This is a genomic window from Brachyspira hampsonii, from assembly GCF_002214805.1.
GTDB lineage: Bacteria > Spirochaetota > Brachyspiria > Brachyspirales > Brachyspiraceae > Brachyspira > Brachyspira hampsonii.
The window spans coordinates 2,867,343-2,891,773 of record NZ_CP019914.1 but is presented as its reverse complement, the minus strand read 5'-3'; the positions used below and the strand labels follow the sequence as shown (position 1 = coordinate 2,891,773).

General features: G+C 27.4%; 20 protein-coding genes. 7 read left to right on the top strand and 13 right to left on the bottom strand.

Features of this window, described 5'->3' with window-relative positions:
* Positions 1-1,491: 1,491 nt before the first annotated feature.
* The 8 genes from BHAMNSH16_RS12745 to BHAMNSH16_RS12710 form a co-directional block, all read right to left on the bottom strand.
* Positions 1,492-4,065: a BspA family leucine-rich repeat surface protein gene (locus BHAMNSH16_RS12745; protein WP_069732017.1), complete on the bottom strand. Its 2,574-nt coding sequence runs from the start codon at positions 4,063-4,065 to the stop codon at positions 1,492-1,494.
* A gap of 686 nt (positions 4,066-4,751) precedes the next feature.
* Positions 4,752-5,438: an L-fuculose-phosphate aldolase gene (locus BHAMNSH16_RS12740; protein WP_008726808.1), complete on the bottom strand. Its 687-nt coding sequence runs from the start codon at positions 5,436-5,438 to the stop codon at positions 4,752-4,754.
* Positions 5,439-5,666: 228 nt separating this feature from the next.
* Positions 5,667-7,286 (bottom strand): gamma-glutamyltransferase family protein, encoded by a 1,620-nt coding sequence (locus tag BHAMNSH16_RS12735; RefSeq protein ID WP_008726807.1) that lies wholly within the window; start codon positions 7,284-7,286, stop codon positions 5,667-5,669.
* Between the two features lie 441 nt (positions 7,287-7,727).
* Positions 7,728-7,991, bottom strand: a complete 264-nt coding sequence (locus tag BHAMNSH16_RS12730; protein WP_069732016.1) for a hypothetical protein — start codon at positions 7,989-7,991, stop codon at positions 7,728-7,730.
* Between the two features lie 328 nt (positions 7,992-8,319).
* Positions 8,320-8,961: a Pr6Pr family membrane protein gene (locus BHAMNSH16_RS12725; protein ID WP_069732015.1), complete on the bottom strand. Its 642-nt coding sequence runs from the start codon at positions 8,959-8,961 to the stop codon at positions 8,320-8,322.
* A 20-nt stretch (positions 8,962-8,981) separates the two neighbouring features.
* Entirely contained in the window at positions 8,982-9,923 is a 942-nt protein-coding gene (locus tag BHAMNSH16_RS12720; RefSeq protein ID WP_069732014.1) for an ADP-ribosylglycohydrolase family protein, read from the bottom strand.
* A gap of 170 nt (positions 9,924-10,093) precedes the next feature.
* Positions 10,094-10,450, bottom strand: coding sequence for an FMN-binding protein (locus BHAMNSH16_RS12715; protein ID WP_008730317.1), 357 nt, complete (start codon positions 10,448-10,450; stop codon positions 10,094-10,096).
* 72 nt (positions 10,451-10,522) lie between these two features.
* A complete protein-coding gene (locus BHAMNSH16_RS12710) occupies positions 10,523-10,945 on the bottom strand; it encodes a hypothetical protein (RefSeq protein WP_069732013.1) in 423 nt (140 codons plus the stop codon).
* Positions 10,946-11,091: 146 nt separating this feature from the next.
* Between BHAMNSH16_RS12710 and BHAMNSH16_RS12705 the strand changes: the two genes are divergently transcribed.
* From BHAMNSH16_RS12705 to BHAMNSH16_RS12685, 5 genes are all read left to right on the top strand, one after another.
* The gene (locus BHAMNSH16_RS12705; RefSeq protein WP_008730315.1) at positions 11,092-12,714 is read left to right on the top strand and encodes a hypothetical protein; all 1,623 of its coding nucleotides are present in this window, start codon (positions 11,092-11,094) and stop codon (positions 12,712-12,714) included.
* Between the two features lie 173 nt (positions 12,715-12,887).
* Positions 12,888-14,819 carry a ribonuclease J gene (locus BHAMNSH16_RS12700; protein WP_069732012.1) on the top strand — a complete coding sequence of 644 codons (1,932 nt, stop codon included), beginning with the start codon at positions 12,888-12,890 and terminating at the stop codon, positions 14,817-14,819.
* Positions 14,711-15,808, top strand: a complete 1,098-nt coding sequence (sppA, locus tag BHAMNSH16_RS12695; RefSeq protein WP_206193854.1) for a signal peptide peptidase SppA — start codon at positions 14,711-14,713, stop codon at positions 15,806-15,808. Before BHAMNSH16_RS12700 ends, sppA begins: the two co-directional genes overlap by 109 nt.
* Entirely contained in the window at positions 15,808-16,374 is a 567-nt protein-coding gene (locus BHAMNSH16_RS12690) for a hypothetical protein (protein ID WP_039954742.1), read from the top strand. The genes sppA and BHAMNSH16_RS12690 overlap by 1 nt, the downstream gene beginning before the upstream one ends.
* 2 nt (positions 16,375-16,376) lie before the next feature.
* Positions 16,377-17,630 (top strand): LptF/LptG family permease, encoded by a 1,254-nt coding sequence (locus tag BHAMNSH16_RS12685; RefSeq protein WP_069732011.1) that lies wholly within the window; start codon positions 16,377-16,379, stop codon positions 17,628-17,630.
* 10 nt (positions 17,631-17,640) lie between these two features.
* Here BHAMNSH16_RS12685 and BHAMNSH16_RS12680 read toward each other — a convergent pair whose 3' ends face one another.
* The 3 genes from BHAMNSH16_RS12680 to BHAMNSH16_RS12670 all read right to left on the bottom strand — a co-directional run bounded on the left by BHAMNSH16_RS12680 (position 17,641) and on the right by BHAMNSH16_RS12670 (position 21,258).
* Entirely contained in the window at positions 17,641-18,990 is a 1,350-nt protein-coding gene (locus BHAMNSH16_RS12680) for an MATE family efflux transporter (RefSeq protein ID WP_008730309.1), read from the bottom strand.
* A gap of 15 nt (positions 18,991-19,005) precedes the next feature.
* Positions 19,006-19,893 (bottom strand): DUF58 domain-containing protein, encoded by an 888-nt coding sequence (locus tag BHAMNSH16_RS12675; protein WP_008730305.1) that lies wholly within the window; start codon positions 19,891-19,893, stop codon positions 19,006-19,008.
* A gap of 216 nt (positions 19,894-20,109) precedes the next feature.
* Positions 20,110-21,258 carry an ankyrin repeat domain-containing protein gene (locus BHAMNSH16_RS12670; RefSeq protein WP_008730303.1) on the bottom strand — a complete coding sequence of 383 codons (1,149 nt, stop codon included), beginning with the start codon at positions 21,256-21,258 and terminating at the stop codon, positions 20,110-20,112.
* Between the two features lie 171 nt (positions 21,259-21,429).
* Here BHAMNSH16_RS12670 and BHAMNSH16_RS12665 point away from each other — a divergent pair, with 171 nt between their 5' ends.
* Both BHAMNSH16_RS12665 and BHAMNSH16_RS14815 read left to right on the top strand, forming a co-directional pair.
* The gene (locus BHAMNSH16_RS12665; protein ID WP_008730301.1) at positions 21,430-22,272 is read left to right on the top strand and encodes an MBL fold metallo-hydrolase; all 843 of its coding nucleotides are present in this window, start codon (positions 21,430-21,432) and stop codon (positions 22,270-22,272) included.
* Positions 22,273-22,304: 32 nt separating this feature from the next.
* Positions 22,305-22,775 (top strand): MarR family winged helix-turn-helix transcriptional regulator, encoded by a 471-nt coding sequence (locus BHAMNSH16_RS14815; protein ID WP_346190256.1) that lies wholly within the window; start codon positions 22,305-22,307, stop codon positions 22,773-22,775.
* Between the two features lie 60 nt (positions 22,776-22,835).
* Here BHAMNSH16_RS14815 and BHAMNSH16_RS12655 read toward each other — a convergent pair whose 3' ends face one another.
* On the bottom strand, positions 22,836-23,210 hold the full coding sequence (locus BHAMNSH16_RS12655) for a group III truncated hemoglobin (RefSeq protein ID WP_008730325.1): 375 nt from the start codon (positions 23,208-23,210) through the stop codon (positions 22,836-22,838).
* Between the two features lie 373 nt (positions 23,211-23,583).
* Positions 23,584-24,426, bottom strand: a complete 843-nt coding sequence (locus tag BHAMNSH16_RS12650; protein ID WP_008730326.1) for a 3-hydroxyacyl-CoA dehydrogenase family protein — start codon at positions 24,424-24,426, stop codon at positions 23,584-23,586.
* Positions 24,427-24,431: the final 5 nt, after the last annotated feature.

The following is a 24,431-nucleotide window of genomic DNA, read 5'->3' as shown; positions in this document are numbered from 1 at the left end:
CCTCATCATAAATATTTTATTAATAATTGATTCTGATTAAAAAATCAAAATATATATCAATATCAAAAATCATTAGAGAATATAAGCTCATTAAAAATTAACTCAAAACTTTTTGATTTAACTTTTTATAATTGATTTCTTGATTTTGTATGAGATGCACGAAATGAACATGCACGCTTTATACACTTTACTGGTAAGATGCACGAAATGAACATGCACGCTTTATACACTTTACTGGTAAGATGCACGAAATGAACATGCACGCTTTGTACACTTTACTGGTAAGATGCACGAAATGAACATGCACGCTTTGTACACTTTACTGGTAAGATGCACGAAATGAACATGCACGCTTTGTACACTTTACTGGTGAGATGCACGAAATGAACATGCACACTTTGTACACTTTACTGGTAAGATGCACGAAATGAACATGCACACTTTGTACACTTTACTATAAAAAATTATGATTTTATTTACTGCGTTTTTTCTATTAGGAGCTATTTTAATTTTTAATTTATGCTATTGCGATAACATCATCAAAAATTGAGTTTTGATTTTTGATTTGAAGGGTTTTATTTGAAACGTAGAGGCTTGTTTTTGGGGCTTTTTTAGGTTTAATATAGATTTATGTATGCCTGATTAAAAAACTTCAAAAACACGGCTTTTTTATAAATACTAGATAACTATGTTTTCTAATTTTTTATTTTTAAAATCTTTAAATCAAAAAGAAAGTTAAAAAGTAGGTAGGTAAGTAGTAGTAGTTAACCTACTGCAAGAAATGTGCCAAAAACTGCATACAAACCTACCCACCTACCTACTAAAAAATCAAATTTATTTTATTAAAAAATTAGTTTTAAAAATTTTTTTTATTTTGTTGACTTTAAAATTATTTTGTGTATATTAGTTAACGCAAGACAAATTATAAAATGCATCAAAAACAAAAGCCTGAGAAACTTTTGAAGCATTAAAGGAATCAATATGAAAGTGGATAGAAGTATAATACTATCTTCAAAAGAGTTGTATGCTCAGAAGAAAAATAACAGTAATTGTTCTTTAATTTTAATAAGCTTGAAATGCGGTACAAGTGTGAAAAACTATCTCTCAAATAGTTTGATTCCTGCTTGTATTTTGTCTTGCAATAAAAATAAAGCCTTGTACCGCTTTCTTATAGATTTTAAAAAATTCGTTAAACTTTTAAGTTTGTCAATTTTTTTATTCAACTTTTTCCCGCCGCACACCGCAGGTGGGCTTCGCCAAAGTTGCTGCCTACGGCACGCAGAGCGAAAAACGCATATACTACAGTTTGATATTTTAAGAATATGTATTAAATATAGTATAATACTATACTTTTAGCTCAAAAATGCAGTCTTTCGCGAAGCGTATCCGATCCTGTCGATGATATAGGTTCTTTTGGTCATACCTAAAGGTACTTTCTTCGGTCGCAAAATAACTGAGGGTGTGGGGGTAAAGCCACCGCAAACAATAAAATTAAAATAAATCTGTAAGTCTAAAATCCCAAATCATTAATACTAACAAAGTATAGATAAATCTTTTACTTACTTCCTCTCCATTTTCATTATCAAAATAAATATTAATTTTTACTCTGTCATGAAAATCAGTATTGGAATCAACATCAGCATCTATAGTAAAAGTATCTCTATTCTTTGTTTTTAATGAATAGCTTTTAACGACATCGTATCCTATATATTCAGGATACATTTCATATCTTGCACCAAAAGCCTCGAAAGTACCATAAGCTATTTCTAAATTATCTATTTTTTCTAATTCGCTTTTCAAATTATCTTTATCTAATTTTATGACAGTTAATTGCTGTAAAGGCTGTGCTATTTCATAATCTTCAAGCTGCTTTCTCCATTTATTTATAGTGTCATCATCCATATCTACAGGGCTTGCCAAACCTATAAAAGTATTATCATCAATTTTTACTTCTTCATCTTCACAGTTTGAATAACTTCCGTCGCCTGAATATCTGAAAGTAGTTATAAAATTAGCATCTTTGTCATATAGATTCCATATTAAAGATGAAGCAAATCTATTCATCATAGCATTATCAATAAAAATCTCTTTAAACAAATCATAACTGTATTTTTCTCCGCTTGCTAATAAAATAGCTAAAGCATAAGAAGTATCTTTCATAAAAGAAGGAATTTCTTTTCTTAATTTTGTTACTTCTTCTTTTAAATCTTCATCAAAGTTTTGAGGAATCTTTTTTAATTCTTTATTATTTTTTATATCAAAAATACTCAAAGAATAATCACTATTCAAAATTAATTTATAATTTTTATTCAATACTTTTTCACCTTTAGAATTAAATCCGAAATCAGATGAATATCTTAATTGAAACTCATTATAGCTGATATCCATTTTTTTCATCACTTCTTCAATTAAATTATAAGCTTCATAACGTACTTCAGATTTTTTTGTATTTGAATATATTTCATATAATAATCTTAATGCATATTTACTTTCTATATTTAATTTAATTATTAAAAGCGAGAGTTTTGTGTCATGTTCTTTTTTATATATATTTTTTATAGCCTCATCTCCTCCGTATATAGCATATATAAAAGCAGCTGTTTCTTTATTCGTTTCATCATATATATTTTTAGCAAAATTTACAAAAGATTCTTTATCAAGTAAATTAACGATATTGTCAACCTGCATTAATCTTTTAACATCTCTTTTAAGAAGCAAATATTCCAAATATATATATTTTAAAACTTTATTTTCAACTTCTCTTGATTTATCTTTTATCAAAACCTTATAATCATTTATAAAGCTTACTTTTTTATCATCTTTTTTATTATAATTGTTTTCCACATACTTTTCTGCTTCTTCTATAGTTTTGAAATTATAATTATCAGTAACAGATGAAAGCTCTTCACTAAACTCGCTTTCTAATCTCTTTTTTAATGACAAAATTTTTTTATTTGTATCTTTTGATATTAAATCATATACTTCTTTGACATTATCTTTTGTAATAGTTAAATAATCTTTATAAGAACCATAAAATGCCTGAAGATATGCTTTGATTTTTAACGGAAGTTCTTCATACCTACTAAAGCATAAATTACTCATTTCTGATACTTTATTTAAATCCCATTTTGATAATGAATCAAAACAATTATAACCTTTAGCAAAGTCAAACATTCCAAACATTGTTTTTAATTTTTTTGTATTCCATTTATCAAGAGGCTGATTAAAAGCTTCAGTACTGCGAAACATAGATTCCATAGTTTTTACATTGGATACATTCCAGCTATTTAAAGGCTGATTAAAGCTGTTACATTGACTAAACATCTCATTCATATTTTCAACCTTTGAAGTATCCCATTTATCTAAAGGCTGATTGAATTTAAAAGCACTTCTAAACATACCCTCCATAGTTTTTACTTTAGATACGTCCCAATCATTAAGAGGCTGATTAAAATTAACACATATACTAAACATATAACCCATATCTTCAACTTTACTAACATTCCAATTACTTATATCTTGATTAAACGCCTTAGTATAATTAAACATAGCCCTCATAGTTGTAACATTAGAAACGTCCCATTTGTCTAAAGGCTGATTAAAACTTTCCGCTACCTGAAACATACCGCTCATATTTGTTACATTGGATACATTCCAACTATTTAAAGGCTGATTGAATTTTTTACAATTATCAAACATTCTAAACATATCCTCAACATTAGAAACGTCCCATTTATCTAAAGGCTGATTAAAGTCATTACAATAATAAAACATAAAACTCATATGCTTAACTTTGGATACATTCCAATTATTAAGATTACAATTAAACTTAGCTTTAGAACGGCTTTCAAAACTATCATAACTCATATATGCAAACATATATGACATATCCTCAACATTAGAAACGTCCCATTCCTCTATACCTTCAAAATCCTTTCTGCTGCTTTTATAAAAAAGTTCGCTCATATCAGTAATAAGGCTTGTATCTACATCGTAAAGTTTTATTCCGTCAGTATATACCAATTTTTCTAATTCTTCTTTTGTTTCTGGTTTATATTTCTTCATAATATACTCCTTAATAAGTTTACATAATTTAAAGTTGTATGTGCAGTATAATATATATTGTGTAAATTTTCTATATAAAAAATAATTTTATTTTTTCATTTTATTCTGAAAATAATTAATTAGATTAAAGCATAAACTAATTTTAAATAAAGAATAATGCTGATAATACCTGATTAATTTATATTTAATGGTATAGTAATATGGCTCAAAAAATAATATGCAGTTTGAAATATACTTTACTAATAAATCTATAGAAGAAGAGAATTTTTTTTCTAGAATAAAAAATAATAAGGAATTTAGTATTTGATAATATATATAAAACTTATAGGATAATTTTAACTATGCAAAAAAATATGATGATTTATTAATGTAATGTGTATAAAAAATCAAATAATATAAATCGAAATTAAATTTATTAAAATTATAAAACAGGCCGCATGCATAAAAATAACATACAGCCTTTTAATGAAGTCTAAGAATAATCAATTCATAATTATTTAATAAGTCTTCTTAATATAAAACTATAATATAATCTAATGTTACATCTACAATATTTACGCATGTACATATATCAGCTAAGGCATATTTTTATAATCTTTGAAAATAAAAATAAATTGTTTAATTTAAAATAATCTATACATAAAAATGACTTTTTATTTTATATATTATTTATACTTAAAAAAAATTTATTTTTTAGTCTTTGCTTTTGTTTTATTCTTATGCTTAACATTCAAGCCGTAATTATTGAACTTATCTAAAACTATTTCCATTTCAGAATCAGATAAAACTGAATAATCACCTATTGCTCTTACGCCCATATATAATCTTGCTAAATTTTCAACTTCCATCATTACATGATATGCTTTAGGTAAAGTTTCATCAGCAGCAAGAAGTCCATGATTTTTTAATATACAAGCCTTATATCCATTCATAACTTCAGATATATTGTCGCATAGCTCCTGAGTACCGTAAGTAGCATATTTAGCACAAGGAATCTTATTTCCTCCGGCAACACCTACCATATAATGAATAGCAGGTATATAATCTATATTTAATATAGAAACCATAGAAGAATAAACAGCATGATTGTGTATTACTGCATTAAAATTAGGATTATCTTTAAGTATTGATAAATGAAATCTCCATTCACTTGAAGGAATTTTATCTTTTTCATGATTTCCATTTTCATCAACAAAAACAATATCATCCGGAGTCATAATCTCATAAGGCATACCAGAAGGTGTAATAAGCATACCATCTTTATATCTAATACTAATATTACCGGCAGTTCCCTGATTAACGCCGTCTTTTCTCATACTTAAGCAAGCATCTATTATACTTTTAGCCAAATCTTTTCTATTATTTTTAGACATCTTTTCTCCTTAAAAATAAATAATAATATATAATACTATACTATATTTCATTTATTTCAAAACTATTTATAACTAATTTTCTTATATATTTAATATCTCTTACAATATATAAATAATTAAATTGTACCAATATATTTTGTAAAGCATTCTATAGACTATATTAAAACAGTTAAATTAGTTTATTATTTAGTGAGTTATCATAGTAATTGATTTATATCCGTTTGCCTTTTAAAATACAGCAATACCAGAATCTGTTCTTCCGTCGCAACCTGCAAAATAAACATCATTATCATTTTTTAATATAACCTGTCCGCGTCCGAAATACCCAAAATATGTAATATAATCTTTTTTTATTATATTATGTCCAAGTGATGAAAGTTCTTTATAAATATTATTATCAAAATTATATTCTAACTCTATATTTTTATCCCCCACCCATTGCCATCTAGGCTTATCTAATGCTGACTGCGGATTTAAATCATAATCTATCAAATTACTTATTACCTGAACATGTCCCTGAGGCTGCATAAAAGCCCCCATTACACCTAATGCCCCATAAGGTTTTGAATCTTTGCATATAAAGGCTGGTATTATAGTGTGATAAGGCTTTTTATGGGCTGCTAAAAAATTGTCAGAATTAGGATCCAATGAAAAATTAGCCCCCCTATTTTGCAAAGCGATGCCTGTTTCTGGAATTACTATACCAGAACCGAATGCTGTATAATTACTTTGTATATATGAAACCATATTACCGTAACTGTCAGAAGCTGCTAAATATACAGTGTCCCCTGATGAGAATATATGATTTATAGGCTCTAATGCTCTGTTTTTATTTATAAGTGAAGCTCTTTTTTTAGCATACTCTTTTGAAAGCATTTCTTCTATAGAAGTTTTCATATAATTAATATCGGCTACATATTTTTTAGTATCTGTAAAAGCTAATTTTAAAGCCTCTATTTGATAATGCACTTTTTCTAATTCGCTTAAATTATTAAAATCAAAATTTGATAAAATATTTAAAGTCATAAGTACAGTAATACCATGTCCGTTTGGAGGAATTTCATAAATATCATAACCTCTATAATTAGTAGTTATAGGAGCAACAAACTCTGGATAATATTCATTTAAATCCTCTTTAGATAAATATCCTCCGTATTTTTTCATGAATGCATCTATTTTTTCAGCATATTCTCCTCTGTAAATGCACTCTGCATCTGTTTTGCCTATATCATATAAAGTCTTAGCATAATATGGAAGTTTAACTATCTCTCCAAGTTCTGGAGTTTTTCCATTAAATGTAAAAATATCGAACCAATATTTAAACTCTTCTTTTTTTAAATTATCAGAAGCATTCAAATACATATTATAAGCCTCTTTCCAATCAAGAGCTGCTTGAGGCTGAATGGCATATCCTTCTTTTGCATATCTAATAGCAGGTTCAAGCACATCAATAAGTTTTAATTTACCGAATTTTTTTATAAGAGAAGCCCAAACTGCTGGAATGCCTCCAACAGTTACAGGAATAACTCCATATAAAGGCATTTTATCAAAATTACATGACAATATTTTATCAACATCCAAATTCTTTGGAGAAAATCCGCTTCCATTAATAGCATACATTTTATTTTCAAAATTTATTATAGCAAAAGCGTCCCCTCCAAGTCCGTTTGAAGTAGGTTCAGCAACAGTAAGTGCGGCAGCAGAGGCAATTGCAGCATCAACAGCATTACCTCCTTTTTTTATAATCTCAATTCCAGCCTCTGAAGCTAGTATATTGCTTGTAGAAACAATATTCTTTCCAAAAACTACATTTCTTTTAGATGAATAACTATTATCATAAAAATTCATAATAAAACCCAATACTTTATTTTTATTTAATGAGTTAATTATACTAGCAAAAATATAATTGTCAAAAATATTTTTAATAATATTTATACAGAAATTATTAAAAATATTTTAATCATGAATTAAAAAACTATTCTATAAAGTCAAAAGTTTTTTATTATTTTATGATGCAATATTTTATAAGTATGGCATTCATTTATTACCTTTTGTTTATACTGACAATTTTTAAGTTTGTCAAAAATTAGTTTTTATGTTTTTAATATTTTTGGGGACTAGCTATGAGAATCATACTATCATTTCACGATCTGTGTACCGAAGAAGTCCACCTCGCGAAGCGTGCCTATGTTCCATGTCCTTCAAAAAGAACTAATTATGATATATAACTTATCAAAAATAAAGATATAATAAAGAATATATTTATTATATCTTTTTTATGAAATCAAATTATTTTTTAAGTTCTTTAATTATGATATTTTCAATTTCATCTAATTTACATTCTAAATCCCAGATACGAATCACCGATTTTTTAGGTTTATTTTTTTCTTTTTCGAGTTCAATTTTGTAATACTCTCTTTCACTTCTAAGGAATTCTAATTTTTCACGTTTCTTTTTGTCATACTCGACATCATTATTACTATCGAAATCTGCTAAATCATCACTTATTATCACACCATCAAACTTTTCAAATAATTTTTTGAATATTCCCATATTATTCTCCTTTTAGGTATTTATATTGTATAATATATTTTTTATTTTGTATGTTTAATTCTTACATAAGTATTATATCCTTTTAACTTTTTAATTTAATTATAATCTACAGGTATGACAAATTCTGACACTTTTTTGTATATGAATTAAACAAGGAAATTAATTAATATTTAAATAATTATACATTTTTTTATCTGCTGCTTTAAAAATAATTTTATTTAATTATATCAAAAAGTTTCTTATTATTTTAGAATGAAATATTTTAGAAGTATGGCATTCGTTTATTAAATTTTTTATATATACTATGACTATATAACAATAAATAAAATTATCTATTATTTTTATTAAATACTTTATTAAATAACCTGTCAATAAAATATTCAATATATCCTAAAAGTGCAAAAAACAAAGTAATAAAAAATACATTTCTTAATACTGTTTTAAGTCCGTATTTATCTATATCAACAAAAAAGTAAGGATAATAACTTCCATCTGAAAAAGAACTTCCTACTCTAGCCCTTATAAGTATAAATACAAAATATAAAATCGGTATTATAAGCCAAAGAATAGGATCTATTACTTTATAAATGCCTTTCTTATCAAAAATTATATAATCAAAAATAGTCATAACAGGCACTATATAATGAACTGTCAAATTTCTTATATATGCAAATCCAATATATTTATCAGCTGTAGGACTTAATAAAAAATGATATACCAAAAATGTAACCGTTATAGACATTGTAACTGCACCTTTAAATCTTGGATAAAATGTTTCTTTTTTCTTTATAATATTTAAAATGTCTAAAATAAAATATACAATAACAAGTATATTGCTTTGATATGTGAAGTAGTATGCAGTTTCTATATCAAGTTTAAAATTATCATAAAAAAATCCATGAAGCACCGCAAAAATACCAACTATAATTATTATTATTTTATATACTATAGAAAAATTATTTTTTATCATATTAAATCCAATAAATATAATTACTCAAAAAATTTACTGCAAATATTTATTATCAATTCTTTATTAATTAAAGTATCAATCCATTTACTTGGTATATTGTCTATACCATAATATAAACCTGCAAGTCCGCCGGTAGCTGCTGCAGTAGTATCAGTATCATCTCCTAAATTAACAGCCTTTAATACAGCATCCTTATAATTTAAAGTATTTAATAATATCCATATAGAAGCTTCCAATGTATGAACAACATATCCGCTGCTTTTTATTTCTTTTTCATAAAGTTTTTTAAAATCAGAATCAAATATTCTTTTATAATAATCAAGCTCTTTTTCATTTTTATAATAGTTATAAGAATCTTTTAATCCCTTACTAATAGCTTCTTCAATACTCATGTCATTTATTAAATTTAATGCTATAGCAGTATATATTACACATGCTATCAAACTTCTTTTATGAGAATGAGTCAATGAAGAAACATTATATATTATATTCATCACTTCATCATCTCCAAATAATTCACAATCAAAATATTTCTTTATATAAAAGGCTATTGGCAGTATTCTCATCAAAGAACCATTACCATTACTGTATTCATCAGATAATCCGCATTTTATAGGATTTTTTCCATCTTTATAATTATTTATAGCCTCTCTTGTTGTTATTCCTACATCAAATGTATTTCCGTCAGCAGTATACTCTCCACTATTATACCATAACATAAAACTATTCATAATATTATTATAATTTATATCTTTGTTATTCAAATTATCAAGTAAACATAATGTTAAACTAGTATCGTCAGACCAAGTACCGGCTTTTTTATTATGAGTACCGTTTCCAATCATATCTTTGCAAGGATTCTTTTTAATAATATCCCTTGACATAAATTCATAAGGTACCCCTAAAGCATCTCCTACAGCAAGACCTAATATTGAAGATTTTAATTTATTTTCTAAACTCATATAAAATAATCCAATTAATCAAAATGCAATAAAATTAATAATTGGTAAAATTATAATAGATATACTAGAAGTATCAATATAAAATGAAAAAATATAATTTTTAAAATAATAAAAAAGCGTATCTAAAAATATTAGATACGCTAGGGTTAGTAAATTTCTTATTAATTTAATTACTTAGCAGGAGTTAATTTAGTTAAAGCATCTTCTACTAAGGCAGCCCAAGTAGCACCGCTTACGCCATCAACATAAATATTGTTAGCTGCGATCATTTTATCATAAGCAGCTTTTCCTCTTGCAGGTCCAGAACTATGTGCACATTTTGTTAACACAACTTTAGTTAATTTACCGCCTGCAACAGTAACTTTAGCTTGATAGTCTCCTTGTCTTGTTTTATAAGTAGCTTTGTAATTTCCTAAATATGTACCATCAGGTACTTTAGCTAAATCAACTTTTCCTTGAGCAAACAAGAATAAGCTAGCTGCAAAAAGAACTATAGCTACCAAAAATAACACTTTTTTAAGACTCATACATCTTCCCCTTTTTTAATATAATTATTTATTAAAACTTTATAAACAGAGAAAAGTAAAAAAATTGTAAAGCTAATTTAATATTTTTTCTATATTCCCATCCCTAAGAAGTCCCAATAAGTTATTATATTCTACAGTTGTCTTTATCTGACAATATCTATCATCAACAAAACTTGAATATTCTACTTTTATATATTTTTCTACTATATTTTTTAACTCATCATTTTCATATTTATTATTTGGAAGTTCTTTTGCAAAAGCATTTTCTATTTTTACTTTTGATAATGCTAATGCAGCATTAAAGGCACTTGTTTCAATTTCATCTTTAGTTACTGCATAACCATTAGGATATCCTATAGAAGTAGCTATAAATTTATTCTCATTAACCCAGCCTTCATTAAAATTGATATCATTATTGATAGAAACAGTTTTTTCAGCAGATTTGCATGATACAAGTAAAGTAAAAATGATTATAATTATATAGTCGTATTTCATATAGCCTCCAAATTTAAAATAACTCTGAAAAATATTCGTCAAAATTTTATTTTTTTTAAGCATATAATTATACATAATTATTAATTTTAGAGTATAATAGTTCCGAATATATAAAAAAATATATAATATTAGCAGCGGGAATTATTATGAAAAAGTTATACATTATATCTATAGTATTTCTTTTATTATGTGCAAGAGGCTTCACTCAAATATACACATTTCAAATCGGAGAAAAACTAAATAATTCATATATTTTATCAGAAACAAATTATGCAGTCATAATAGAAAAAAATACTGCTAATTCTGGAAAAACTTTTGATATAATATATAAAAATGCCAGATTAACCGGTTATAAAGATGCCGGCAGTATAAAAATACTTCCTAATGGAACTTTAATTGCAACTATGCTGAAAACTTCTCTTGGCAAAGATATGTGGGTTTTAATATATGGAAATGTTGAACAGGAATTTGATTCTATAGAAAGAGAAATTTTCTCAGGAAATAATTCTATCGTATTTGCAAGATTAATGAATTATGGAGTAGCCGTTATAAACGGAGAAGCTAAAGTACAGTACTCTGAATTATATGACAGTGTTATTAATGATAATTCTTACGCTTTTTCTTATTCAAGAGACGGACAGTATTTTGTAAATATTAACGGAGAAGAAAAAGAGGTGTCAGCCAAAGCAGACAGACTTAAATTTTCAAATGAAGGAAACAATATAGTATATGTTGTAGAAAATGAAGGAAATGCTGTTATATTTACAGGAAGTACATATAGTGAAAGTTTTAGATTAGTAGATGATTTAGCTTCATTCAATAATAACAGTATAGCCTATGCAGTAAAAGCTATGCCTGAAATGAATACTAATTCAACAAATATGATTAGTTCAAATGATTCAATTTCAAATAGTTTTATTACAAATGCTAATAATATGACTAATGAAATAGTTACCAATACAACAACAGTAACAAATTATAATCTTTCAAATATCAGTGTCTATACAAATGAAGAAGGTATCACAGTAAAAGGACAATCCAATACTATAGCTTTAATGGTTGTGACAAATGTAATAACAAATATAAGATACAATGAATTAACAGAGCTTCCAGCAGCACCAGAATTTACAAATTCAATTATCAGTAATGAATTTATAATGACAAGCGTTATAGCTAATGGAAGAAATTATGGAGAGTTTAATTCAGTAACTAATATGTCATTCTCACCTGACGGTAAAACATTAGTATTTATCAATATTAATACCAATAATACTATGCAGTTGTATGTAGGCGGTAATATGACTACTAATTATGATATGATACATAATTATAAATACTCTCTTGACAGTACAATATTCGCATACTCAGCACAGACAAATAATGTATCATTTTTGATAGTTAATGGAAAAAGGCTTCCTAGAAACTTTGATAAAGTAAATGATATATATTTCTCTACAAATAATAGTTTAGTTTATAATGCTTCTATGAACAATAGAGAATATATAATAGCTAATGACTTTGAGAGTCCTTCTTATAACAGAATAACTTCATTTAAGTTTTTAGGAGATTCATTTGCATTTACAGGAGAAAGACTTGGAAAACATTATTACTTTATAATGAATAAAAATAATTCTATAAGAAGAGAATTCGGCGGATATGATTATGTATCGGCTATGGATAATAATCAGGAAGATGCTTTATCAATAGTATCTGACGGAAAGAATATTTTTATAATAAAAAACGGAATGATATTGAATAATCAGCAATAGTTATTATAATCTTCTACCTATATCTTTAATGCGTAAGTCTGAATATGATTTACGCATTATGATTTTAAACTAATTTATCTATTAAATTATAACTTGACTTAATTTTGATTATAGTTAAAATAAAAAATAAACTTGAATTTTGTTATAGTAATTTCAATAAAAGTAGTTAATGAATGAATAATAATGATAAAATAAGAATCATACCTCTTGGCGGAGTACAAGAAATAGGTATGAATATGACTGTTATAGAATATGGAAATGAACTTTTAATAGTAGACTGCGGATTTATGTTTCCAAGATATCACATGCTCGGTATAGATTATGTTATTCCAGATACTTCATATTTAGAAGATAAAAATATAATAGGACTTATACTTACACATGGTCATGAAGATCATATAGGAGCTATACCCCATTTCCTTAGAAAATTTCCTGATATTCCTATATACGGTTCAAGACTTACTTTGGCTTTTTTAAGAGCTAAATTAAACGATTATAAAAATGAATACAAAAACACAAAGCTGCATGAAGTTGAACCTAGAAATAAAATACAATTAGGAATGAATTTTGATATAGAGTTTATAAGGGTAAATCATAGTATACCTGACGGAGTTGGAATAGCAATAACAACACCTCTTGGAGTTATAATACATACAGGAGATTTCAAAATAGATTTAAACCCTACAACAGATAAATTTATAGATCTTTATAAATTCGCTGAATACGGAGAAAATGGAGTTCTTCTTATGCTGGCAGATTCTACAAACTGTCAGAGAGAAGGTTTTTCTATGAGTGAAAGCGTTGTTCAAAATAATATGACTCCCCTATTCGCTTATGAAGACGGAATGATTATCGTTGCAGTATTTGCAAGCAGTATAGAGCGAATACAGGATTTAGTAACTGCTGCAAAAGTTAATAATAAATTCGTAGCATTTTCAGGAAGAAGTTTAATAAAGTTTACTAAAATTGCTCAGGATATGGGATATTTAAATCTTTATGATATAGTTATACCAATAGACAAAATAAACAGATATCCTAGAGAAAAAATAGTATGCATAACTACAGGAACTCAGGGAGAACCTTATTCCTCATTATCGCTTATAGCGGCAGAAGCTCATAAACATATAAAAGTAGAAGACGGAGATATGGTTATATTCTCATCAAGCGTTATACCGGGAAATGAAATGGCAGTTACTAGAATGATAAATAATCTGTTTGATCTCGGTGCTAAAATGGTCGGCGAAGATAAAAAACTTCTTCATGTATCAGGACATGCTTCTAGCGAAGATTTAAAGTTAATGTATAGATTAGTAAAACCTAAATATTTTGTTCCTATACATGGTGAGAAAAGACATTTAATTACTCATATAAAATTAGTTGAAAATTTAAATGGATTAGATACTAAAGGATTCCTGCTTTATAATGGAGATGTACTTGAAATAGATGAAACTTTAGAAGCAAAAATTACAGAGCCTATAGAGATAAGAAATATATATGTTGATGGAAAAGGTGTAGGAGATTTGGAGGAAAGTATATTCTATGACAGAGAACAATTATCTCTTAACGGAGTAGTAGTTGCCAATGTTGTAGCAAAGAAAAATGCTGCAGGACAATATGATATAAAAGTTGATTTAGAAAGTAAAGGCTTTACATATACAGGCGGAGAAAAAGAGGGCATTATAAATAAAACTGAACAATTAAGGGAAGAAGGAATAAACTCAGCAATAGAAGCAGTTAGAAAATTATTAAATAGAAATAAAAGAACTCCTTCTACTATAAAATATGAAGTACGAGAAGCTCTGCGAAAAAAATTTATTCAGATAATAGGCAGAGAACCTGTGATATTTGTATGTTTATATATGGATCATGTCTATATAGAACAACAGCATATTATAGAACAATCACATATTAACGATGAAAATAATAATATTTCTAAAAACAATATAGAAAATATAGAAAACATAGAAATAGAAGATAATAATAAGGAGAAAACAAAATGTCATACGAAGAAGAAAAAGAGAATCAAGAAGACAGTAACGAAAAAGAATACATCGCAGATAAAAAGAATGAAATCAAAAAAGAAAAAAGCAGCAAAAGAGAGTTAATATTTACATTACTAATAATAATATCAATAATTGTAGGAGCAGCAAGTATATTTTTAAAAAATGAAAATAAAAATATATCAGTAAATATTAATTCTTCTGTGCAATCGAAAACCTCTTTGAAAGATGGAATAGCAATAGTAGATTTAAACGGAGTTATAACCCATATAAAAAGAAAAAATAGTTTAGGTATGGAATATCCTTCAGTAACAGAAGAGCTTATTTCAGATTTTGAATATTATATGCAGCATCCAAAAGTTAAGGCTATTGTGCTTCAGGTTGATAGTCCCGGAGGATCTTTAACCTCATGTGAGGAAGCTTTAAAATATTTACAGGAATTAAAAGAAAAGTATCCTAAACCAATAGTAGCATCTTTCAGATCAATGGCAGCAAGCGGAGGATACTATATATCAATGATAGCAGATAAAATATATGCTAATGAATCTACTCTCACAGGAAGTATAGGTGTTATATCTCAATTCTTTAATATATCAGAATTGATGGACAAGTACGGAATAAAAATGTATACTATAAAAAGCGGAAGAAATAAAGATTCTTTGTCTCCTTTCAGAGAACCTAGAGAAGATGAGCTTGCATATTGGCAGGATATGACAGATGAATTTGTAGGACAGTTTACAAATGTTGTTGAACAGTCAAGAGGAGATAAAATAAAAGGTAATAGAGAAGATATATTTGACGGCAGAGTATTCAGCGGAAAAAAAGCATTAGAAATAGGGCTTATAGATTCTATAGGAACTTTACATGATGCTGTAAAAGCTGCAGCAGAAATGGGCGGAATAGAGGACGAAGAACCTTATATAATAAATAAACCTAAAGAAAAAAATGATGTACTAAATTTACTATTTGCAAATATCTCAGAAACTATTAAGCCTAAATCAGGTATTCCTTTCCCTTATGAAGAAATAATGAATACAAAATATATCGGAGTGCCTATGTATATTTATATTCCAAATTATAATGGAGTAAATTAATGCAGTTACATGAAGCTATATACTATTACATATTAAAACCTAAAGATGCTATAAAAAAATCTATAAATTTTGAATATTCTATCTTTATATATTTACTTGCATCTTTAAGCATAGCTATATCAGTATTATATACAGCAGCATCTAAATCAAATATATTAACTTTAATTATATTATCATTCGGCTTAGCAGCATATATTGCAATATCAAATATAGGTAAAATAGCTGTTATTAACCTCACAATATCAGTATTTTTTAAAAATAATGATAAAAAAGATATAACAACTTTTATTAATAACTGTTTTGGTATATATGGAATATTTATTTTTATTCTTCCTATAACATTAATATTTGGGAGATTTTCTTCCCTATATTTTATACAAATTGCAGTTTTATTGTTATTGCAGTTATATTATATAATTTTACTTTATAATAATATAAAATACTCATTTAATATAGAAAGTTCATTAAAAGCATTTTTAGTTTTAATAGCTCCCATAATATGTGATTATTTATTATATATATCATTAGCAATATTAGTATTTGGAGTTTTTATTAGTTATATATAATTATGAAAAAAATTAACAAATATATTATCATTGAAACTATAGGACCTTTCTTTGCTGGCATTTTATTTTTTACATTTGTATTTGTAATACAGCTTCTGCCTGAATTAATAAGACTTATTGTAAATAATGGAGCCCCTTTATTAATGTCATTGGAAGTATTTGTATATATGCTTCCTTTTAATATAGCAATAACAATACCTATGTCTATACTTATGGCAAGCATCATAGGATACGGAAGGCTTTCCTCAGATAATGAGATAATAGTAATGCGTGCTTTGGGATTTCCTCATATGAGAATATACGCACCTATTATAATATTAGGAATTATTACATTTTGTTTTTCATTATTTTTTAACAATGTTGTTATGTCTGAAGCTAATTACAGATACAGAGCATTAATTTCATATATGGTTAATATCAAACCTTCTATCGCTGTAGGAAAATTAGAGTTCTCTGATATTCAGGATATGGGATTATCAATAGGCTCAAAATATGCTGATGATACAAGTATGTCTAATGTTGTAATATACGACAGATCCGAAACTAAAAGAGTTATCACTGCCAAATACGGGCTTTGGAAAAATAATGAGGCTAATGCTCAGGTGGTAACTTTAACTTTATATGATGGTGTTGTACAGGAAATGCCGGGATATGGATTTATATCTAATGATTATACTGTATTTGACTCTATGGATATAAATATCGTAAGAAATGTAAGTACATTGACTTCCCATGAAAGAGGATTAAGAGAAATGCCTTCTTGGGAAATAATGAAAAAAATCAATGAGTCAAAAGCAGCTGCAAATAAATCTGCTGATGATCAAATAAACGGAATGATAATAAATGCTTATCATAACATAGATACTAATGCCGTTACTATAACTTCATTCTCTAATGAATATATACAAACCAATTCAGCAGAATTAACAGCTTTAAAAGAAAAAGCTATTGAGGAATCTGTACCATATTTTTATTATGTGGAGTTTCATAAATTTATTTCTATACCTGCTGCATGTTTATTTATGGTTTTGATAGGGGCTCCTTTAGGAATAGTTGGAAAAAGAAGCGGTAAGGGATTCGGATTCGGACTATCTGTAATAGTAGTTGTTATATACTATTTGCTTATTACTGCGGCAGAATTAATAGCAGGCGGTAAAAAAGTACCTCCTATTATTGCTATGTGGTTTCCAAATATAGTTTTAGCTATAATGGGGAGTTTTCTCATGATAAGATCTTTCTTCAGCAGAGGAAAATAAAATTATCAATTTAATAAATATTATTAGTTTTTTTATTAAAAGCATATTTATGAAAATATATACAAGTAGGAATTATTCCTATAGCCCATCCTACAGGATTTGCAAACCATATTCCAACATATCCTAATGGTATTGATAAAAATACAGAGCCGCCAACTTTTATAACAAGTTCAGTTATTCCGGATATCAAAGGAATCAATGCTTTTCCAATAGCCCTTACAGAATTATTGTATAAAACTATTATACCCAAAAACGGATAGAATAAAGAAGATATTCTCAGATAGCCTTTACATATTTCTGATATTATATCTATATACTCATCTTTGCTAGATATAAATATTCTCACTAAATGATCGCCAAATAAAAATATTATTACAGCTGCCAATACGCTCAATGATAAAGAAAGTAATATTATACTTCTAAAACCTTCTTTTATCCTATCAATCTTACCAGCTCCGAAATTTTGTGCTGTGTATACCGCAAAAGCCTCAGAAATAACAAAAAATGCCATAGATGCAAATTGATTTATTCTATTTCCTGTAGTATATGATGCCACAACATTAGTACCAAAAGTATTAACTACTCCGCTTATAATCATTTCACCTATAGATAAAAATATTGCCTGTATACTCATAGATACGCCTATTTTAATTATCATAAATAAATTATCAAACTCGAATACCATATCACTTTTATTTAATTTTAAAATAGGAAATTTTTTCACTATATATAGTATGCTTAAAATAGCTGAAATCATTTGAGATATTACAGTGGCAATTGCAACACCGGCAACATTCATATCTAATAAAACAACAAATATTAAATCTAATATAATATTGAGTATAGTTGTAAGTATTAAAAAATATAAAGGAGTTTTACTGTCCCCCAAAGCTCTCAATATACTAGCAGCACCGTTATAAAAAAGCTGTCCGAACGATAAGCCTACGCATATTTTCAAATAAATTATAGAATTTTCTATTATATCAGGAGGAGTCTTTAAAAGAATCATCAAATACTTTGAAAAAAATAAACCAAATATCAAAAGTATTAAAGAACTGCCCAATGTTATATAGATGGAGTTTAAAAAAGTTCTTTTAATCATAACCTCATTTTTAGCCCCAAAAAACTGCCCCATAACTATTGAAAAAGCATTCGTAAAGCCTACAGCAAATGATAAAAAGAAAAACATAGTTGAAGTTGTTGCACCTATAGAAGCTAAAGCCCTAGAACCTGCAAATTTTCCTATTATAATGGTATCTGCAACGCTATAAAATTGCTGAAATATGCCTCCTATAAGCATTGGTATAGAAAAATATATTATAGTTTTAAACGGACTTCCGACTGTCATATCTTTTGTCATAATAAATCCTAAAATTTACCTTCTTCTTTTGACAAAAAACTTCATTACATCATTAACATAATCACTAGAAGTATCAAGAATTATACGCTCTATAGAATTTCTTTTTAAAAAATCTAGTCTTTCTTCCATAATCCTATTCTGCTCATTAAGATATTCTTCTCTTATTTTTTTATTAGACATATCGAAATAAACATAATCATCATTTTCCAAATCAGACAATACCAAAGTACCTCCCAAACTAGGAAGATGATACTCAAGCCTATCATTAACCAAACATACTATAAAATCATGACGCTTTCTTGTAATATCTATTTCCTTTTTAGGAAGTTCGCAGCAGGCATCTGTTATCAAAAAAGTAATGCTGTCTCTTTTCTGTATTCTATTAAAATATTCTAAGGCACTAGCTGCATTAGTCTGCGTACTTTTAGGAGTAAACTCTATAAGCTCTCTTATTATTCTAAGAACATGATTTTTGCCTTTATTTAAAGGAATAAATTTCTCCACCGTATCAGTAAATATTAAAAGTCCTACTTTATCATTATTTTTTAAAGCTGAAAAGCTAAGCAAAGCACTAAGCTCAACTATTAAATTATGTTTTGTTTTAGTGAATCCGAAATCTGTGGATGCTGAAAAATCTGCAAGTATTATAACGCTAAGTTCTCGTTCCTCTCTAAACCGTTTTATGAAAGGCTCATTATACCTAGCACTAACCTTCCAATCCATCGCTCTAACATCATCGCCTATAGTATACTTTCTAACTTCATCAAACTCTATACCCTGACCTTTGAAAGCAGAATGATACTGCCCTGCAAAATATGAATTCACTATTCTTGAAGTTTTTATTTCTATTTGTCTTACGGATCTAAGTAAATCCTGAGTTGTTATGCCGCTGTCTTTAAACATTGATATCCTATCATTTTTTTATTGTGCATAATATTATATTATTAAGAAATAAAAAACAATCCCTTTTAATAAAAATAAAAAATTGAGTATATAGATTAATAAATAATGTTATCAGATATTTTTAATAAAGTTTATAGCTAGCAATAATAAATTACTATCATAAAAATTGTTCGCTATAAAGATCCGTCAAGTAAACTTAACGGATGCTCACAATTTTTATTTTGCATTGTTGGCTTTCAAAAAATTCACCATCTCTTCCTGTTCTTTTTCTTCTGCCATGCTTAATGCCGTTTTTCCATTAGGTGCTTTATGATTTATATCAGCTCCTGCATCTAGCAAAACCTGAGCCATTTCTAAGTTTCCTCTAATAGCTGCCCCCATTAATGCCGTATACCCCTCTTTAGTAACCGCTTCAATATCAGCTCCCGCATTTAATAAAGCCTCAACTATTACTATATGATCCTCTATAGCAGAAACTATCAATGGACAATATCCTACATTATCAGGCTTGTTAATGTCAGCATTATTTTTTATTAATTCTTTTACAATATCACTGTGTCCGTCTATACATGCAGCTAATATAGGAGAAGTACCATCATCAGCTGTAATATTAACATCTGCATTATTTTTTAATAATTCCCTCACTACCTCTATTCTTCCAAACCTTGATGCATATATCAAAGCAGCTCCCCCATTAGATCCTTTTTCATCTATATTTGCACCAGCTTTAATTAATTCTCGTACAATAGATGCATCCCCAATAATAGCTCCCATCATTATGGCAGTATCTCCAAAATTATTCTTTTCATTTACATTAACATCTAACTTTATAAGCTCTTTAACTATATCAGTATATCCGCTGTCTGATGCCACCATTAAAGGTGTGCTTCCATTAATATCTTTTACATTAATCTCAGCCCTTGCATTGACAAGCATTTTAAGAACAGATAAATTCCCATTAACACAAGCCCACATTACAGCAGTCCATCCGTCTTTATTCTTAATATTTAAATCAGCACCTTTTGATATTAAAGTTCTTATAGTACCATTATTTCCCTCTAATACCGCAGCCATTATAGGAGTATTTCCAAAACTATTACCCATATTAATATCAGCACCACTTGATAATAATTCTTCCACTATCTTATCCAATCCAAGAAGAGAAGCCCATATAAGCGGAGTATTCCCTTCTGCATCTTTAACATTCACATCCGCACCATCTTCTATCAATTTCTGTAAAGTCTTAATATCATTATTGGCTATAGCCTTTATTATTGGTATATTTACAGGAGGCTCCTGAGATTCCTGAGAATATAAAATACCTGTAATCAAAAGAAAAATTATAATTAATGATTTTCTTAACATAATACTTTCCAAAGCATAAGATTTAATTATTATACCATATATGAAATATTATTATAATCATAAATATGATAATTTTTTATTTTTTTAATAAAAAAAGAATTATTCATATTGACAATAATATGTATACATACTATTATTTACAAATAAATTACATAAGGAGGTAAAAAATTGATGTCATTTTGGAAAAAAACCTTTTTCATTTATTTAATATTAGTTTTTTCAGTCTTTGCAGCTGAAAAAACTCCAATGGATTACCTAAATGACAACACCCCATTAAAACCTACAAAAGTATTTGATAATGTATACTGTATAGGTTCTGTGAGTGTTGTCGCTTGGGTAATAAGTACATCAGAAGGCTTAATATTAATAGATTCTATGTGGGACAACAGAGATGCAAAACTCATAGAAGACGGCATTAAAGTTTTCGGATTAGATCCAAAAGATTTAAAATATATTATATTAAGTCATGGACATGGAGATCATTACGGCGGAGCTAATTATTTGAGAGAAAAATACGGAGCTAAAGTTCTGCTTACAAAAACAGATACAGATTTAATGAACAATTTAAATACAGGTGCCAATTCACCTCGATCTCCAAAAACAAAAGTTGATATATATTCAAAAGATAAGGATATAATAAAACTCGGAGATACAAGCATCACTATATTAGAAACTCCCGGACATACACCTGGATGCACTTCTTTTATATTTCCTGTAAAATTCAGAGGAAAAGAATATACTGCCGTGCTTTGGGGAGGAACAGGATTACCAAAAGATAGAGATTCCATATTAAAATATAAAACTTCAGCTGAATATTTTAAAAAAGAATCTATTTCAAGAAATGCATTAGTATCATTAACAGCACATCTATTTGCAGATAATGGATATGCTAACTTAGAAAAAGCAGGCAGTCTAAAATCAGGAGAACAAAATCCATTTATTATGTCAAAAGAAAATATGGAAAAGTATTTAAACTCTTTAATAGAAAGGGCTGAAAAAGAATTAAATAAATAAAAAAATTACAATAATTATTAACAAAAAATTAAATATATGCTATCATAAAATTAGTTTATGATAGCATTTTTTATAAGGAGCTTAATATTAAAAATATAGGATATGATGTTTGTTATACTGCAAGAAAAATATATCAGTATATAGGCAAACAAATAAATGGATTTGATATTACACCCGAACAGTTAATAGTATTAAAGGAGCTTGCCAAAGAAGAAGGAATATCTCAAAAAGAATTATCATTAAGACTTGATAAAGATCAGAATACTGTTAAAGCGATGATAGATAAATTAGAAATAAAATCTTTCATAATAAGAAAAGAAAATAACCTAGATAAAAGAGCTTTTTCATTATTCCTTACAGATAAAGCTAAAAAAGATCTACCTATTATAGAAAATTATGAAAATCAAGTTTTAGAAAATATAGTAAAAGAATTAAATCATGAAGATAAAAACAAATTCATATCTATATTAGCAAAAATCAGGAAAAATATATCAGATGTATAGATGTATAAAGGTAAAGGATAATAAATAATTATAAAATCATCCTTCACCTTGAAATATCATTTATTGCTGAAATAATACAGCTTTAAAGTTTCTTCCTATATTTTCTGCAACCTCATAATATTTATTAGCAGCCTTTTCTTCAAAAACTTCGTTTAAACATTCTTTAAACAAATCAAGCCAAACATCAAAAAGTTTAATATCAAAAGGAAGTAAATTAATATGAGGCTGTACAGGATTTCCCATATATAATCTTTCATTCAAAAGCATAGTTTTCCAAAATTTGGCTATTTTTTCTTTATGTCTTTCCCAAGAAGCATCATCAATACCAACTGCACCATTAAATATAGGTCCTAATTGCTCATTTGTTCTAATTCTGGCATAGAATATATCCATCAACTTTTCTATACCTTCACTGTTTATTTCATTGTATTTCATACTTTATCCCCGTTTTTATTATTTAATAACTTTTATTATATATAATATAATAAAAAATTTAAATATTATTGAAGCATATAATTTTATAATAAATTTTTTTCTTATTTTACTTATTTTTATCATAAATTACAAGTATATTTTTTAATAATTAGTATTGTTATCAATCATAATATTTTCTTCATTATCAAATTTAAGTTTTAGCATTTATTAAGATATATATAGTAGTTACTGCAGCTTTTTTAATTATTAATTAATTAGATTTTTTGTAATAAATGCTATCTTTAGTTTTTATATATAAAACTCAAATAAAAAAATACGGGAAGATAATTAGCATATCTTACCCGCATTTTGATACAAATGAGTAAAAATAATATTATTTCTTACTATAATCGTAGAAACCTTTTCCTGTTTTCTGTCCTAGCAATCCGCCTCTAACCATTTTTCTAAGTAAAGCACTAGGTCTGTATTTAGGATCGCCTGTTTCTCTTTGTAGAACTTCCATAATAGCAAGAACTATATCAAGACCAATTAAATCTCCTAAAGCAAGAGGACCCATTGGGTGATTAGCACCTAATTTCATAGCATTGTCAATACCTTCAGCAGAAGCAATGCCCATAGAATATAATTCAATACCTTCATTAATCATAGGAACAAGTATACGGTTAACAACAAAACCAGCTGTTTCATTAACTTCTACAGGAGTTTTTCCTATTGCTTCAGATATTTTAATGATTTTTTCAACTACATCTCTAGGAGTATTAAGTCCTGAAATAACTTCAACTAATTTCATAACAGGAGCAGGATTGAAGAAGTGCATACCTACAACAGGTCTTCCTATTCCTGAACTTATTTCTGTAATAGAAAGAGAAGAAGTATTAGAAGCGAATATACAATCAGGTTTACAAATTTTATGTAATTCAGAGAATGTTGTTTTTTTAACTTCTAAATTTTCAAAAGCAGCTTCAATAATTAAATCTGCATCTTTACAAATCTCTTTTAAACCAGTAGTAATTTTAGATAAAATTTTATCAGCATCAGCCTGCTGCATTTTACCTTTAGCTACTCTTCCAGCAAAACTTTTAGCAATTTTTTCTTTACCGCCAGCAGCAAATTCTTCTTTTATATCGCACAAATAAACTTCATAACCTTCTGTTTGAGCAAAAGCTTGTGCTATACCAGAACCCATAGCACCAGCACCAATTACACCTACTTTCATTTTAT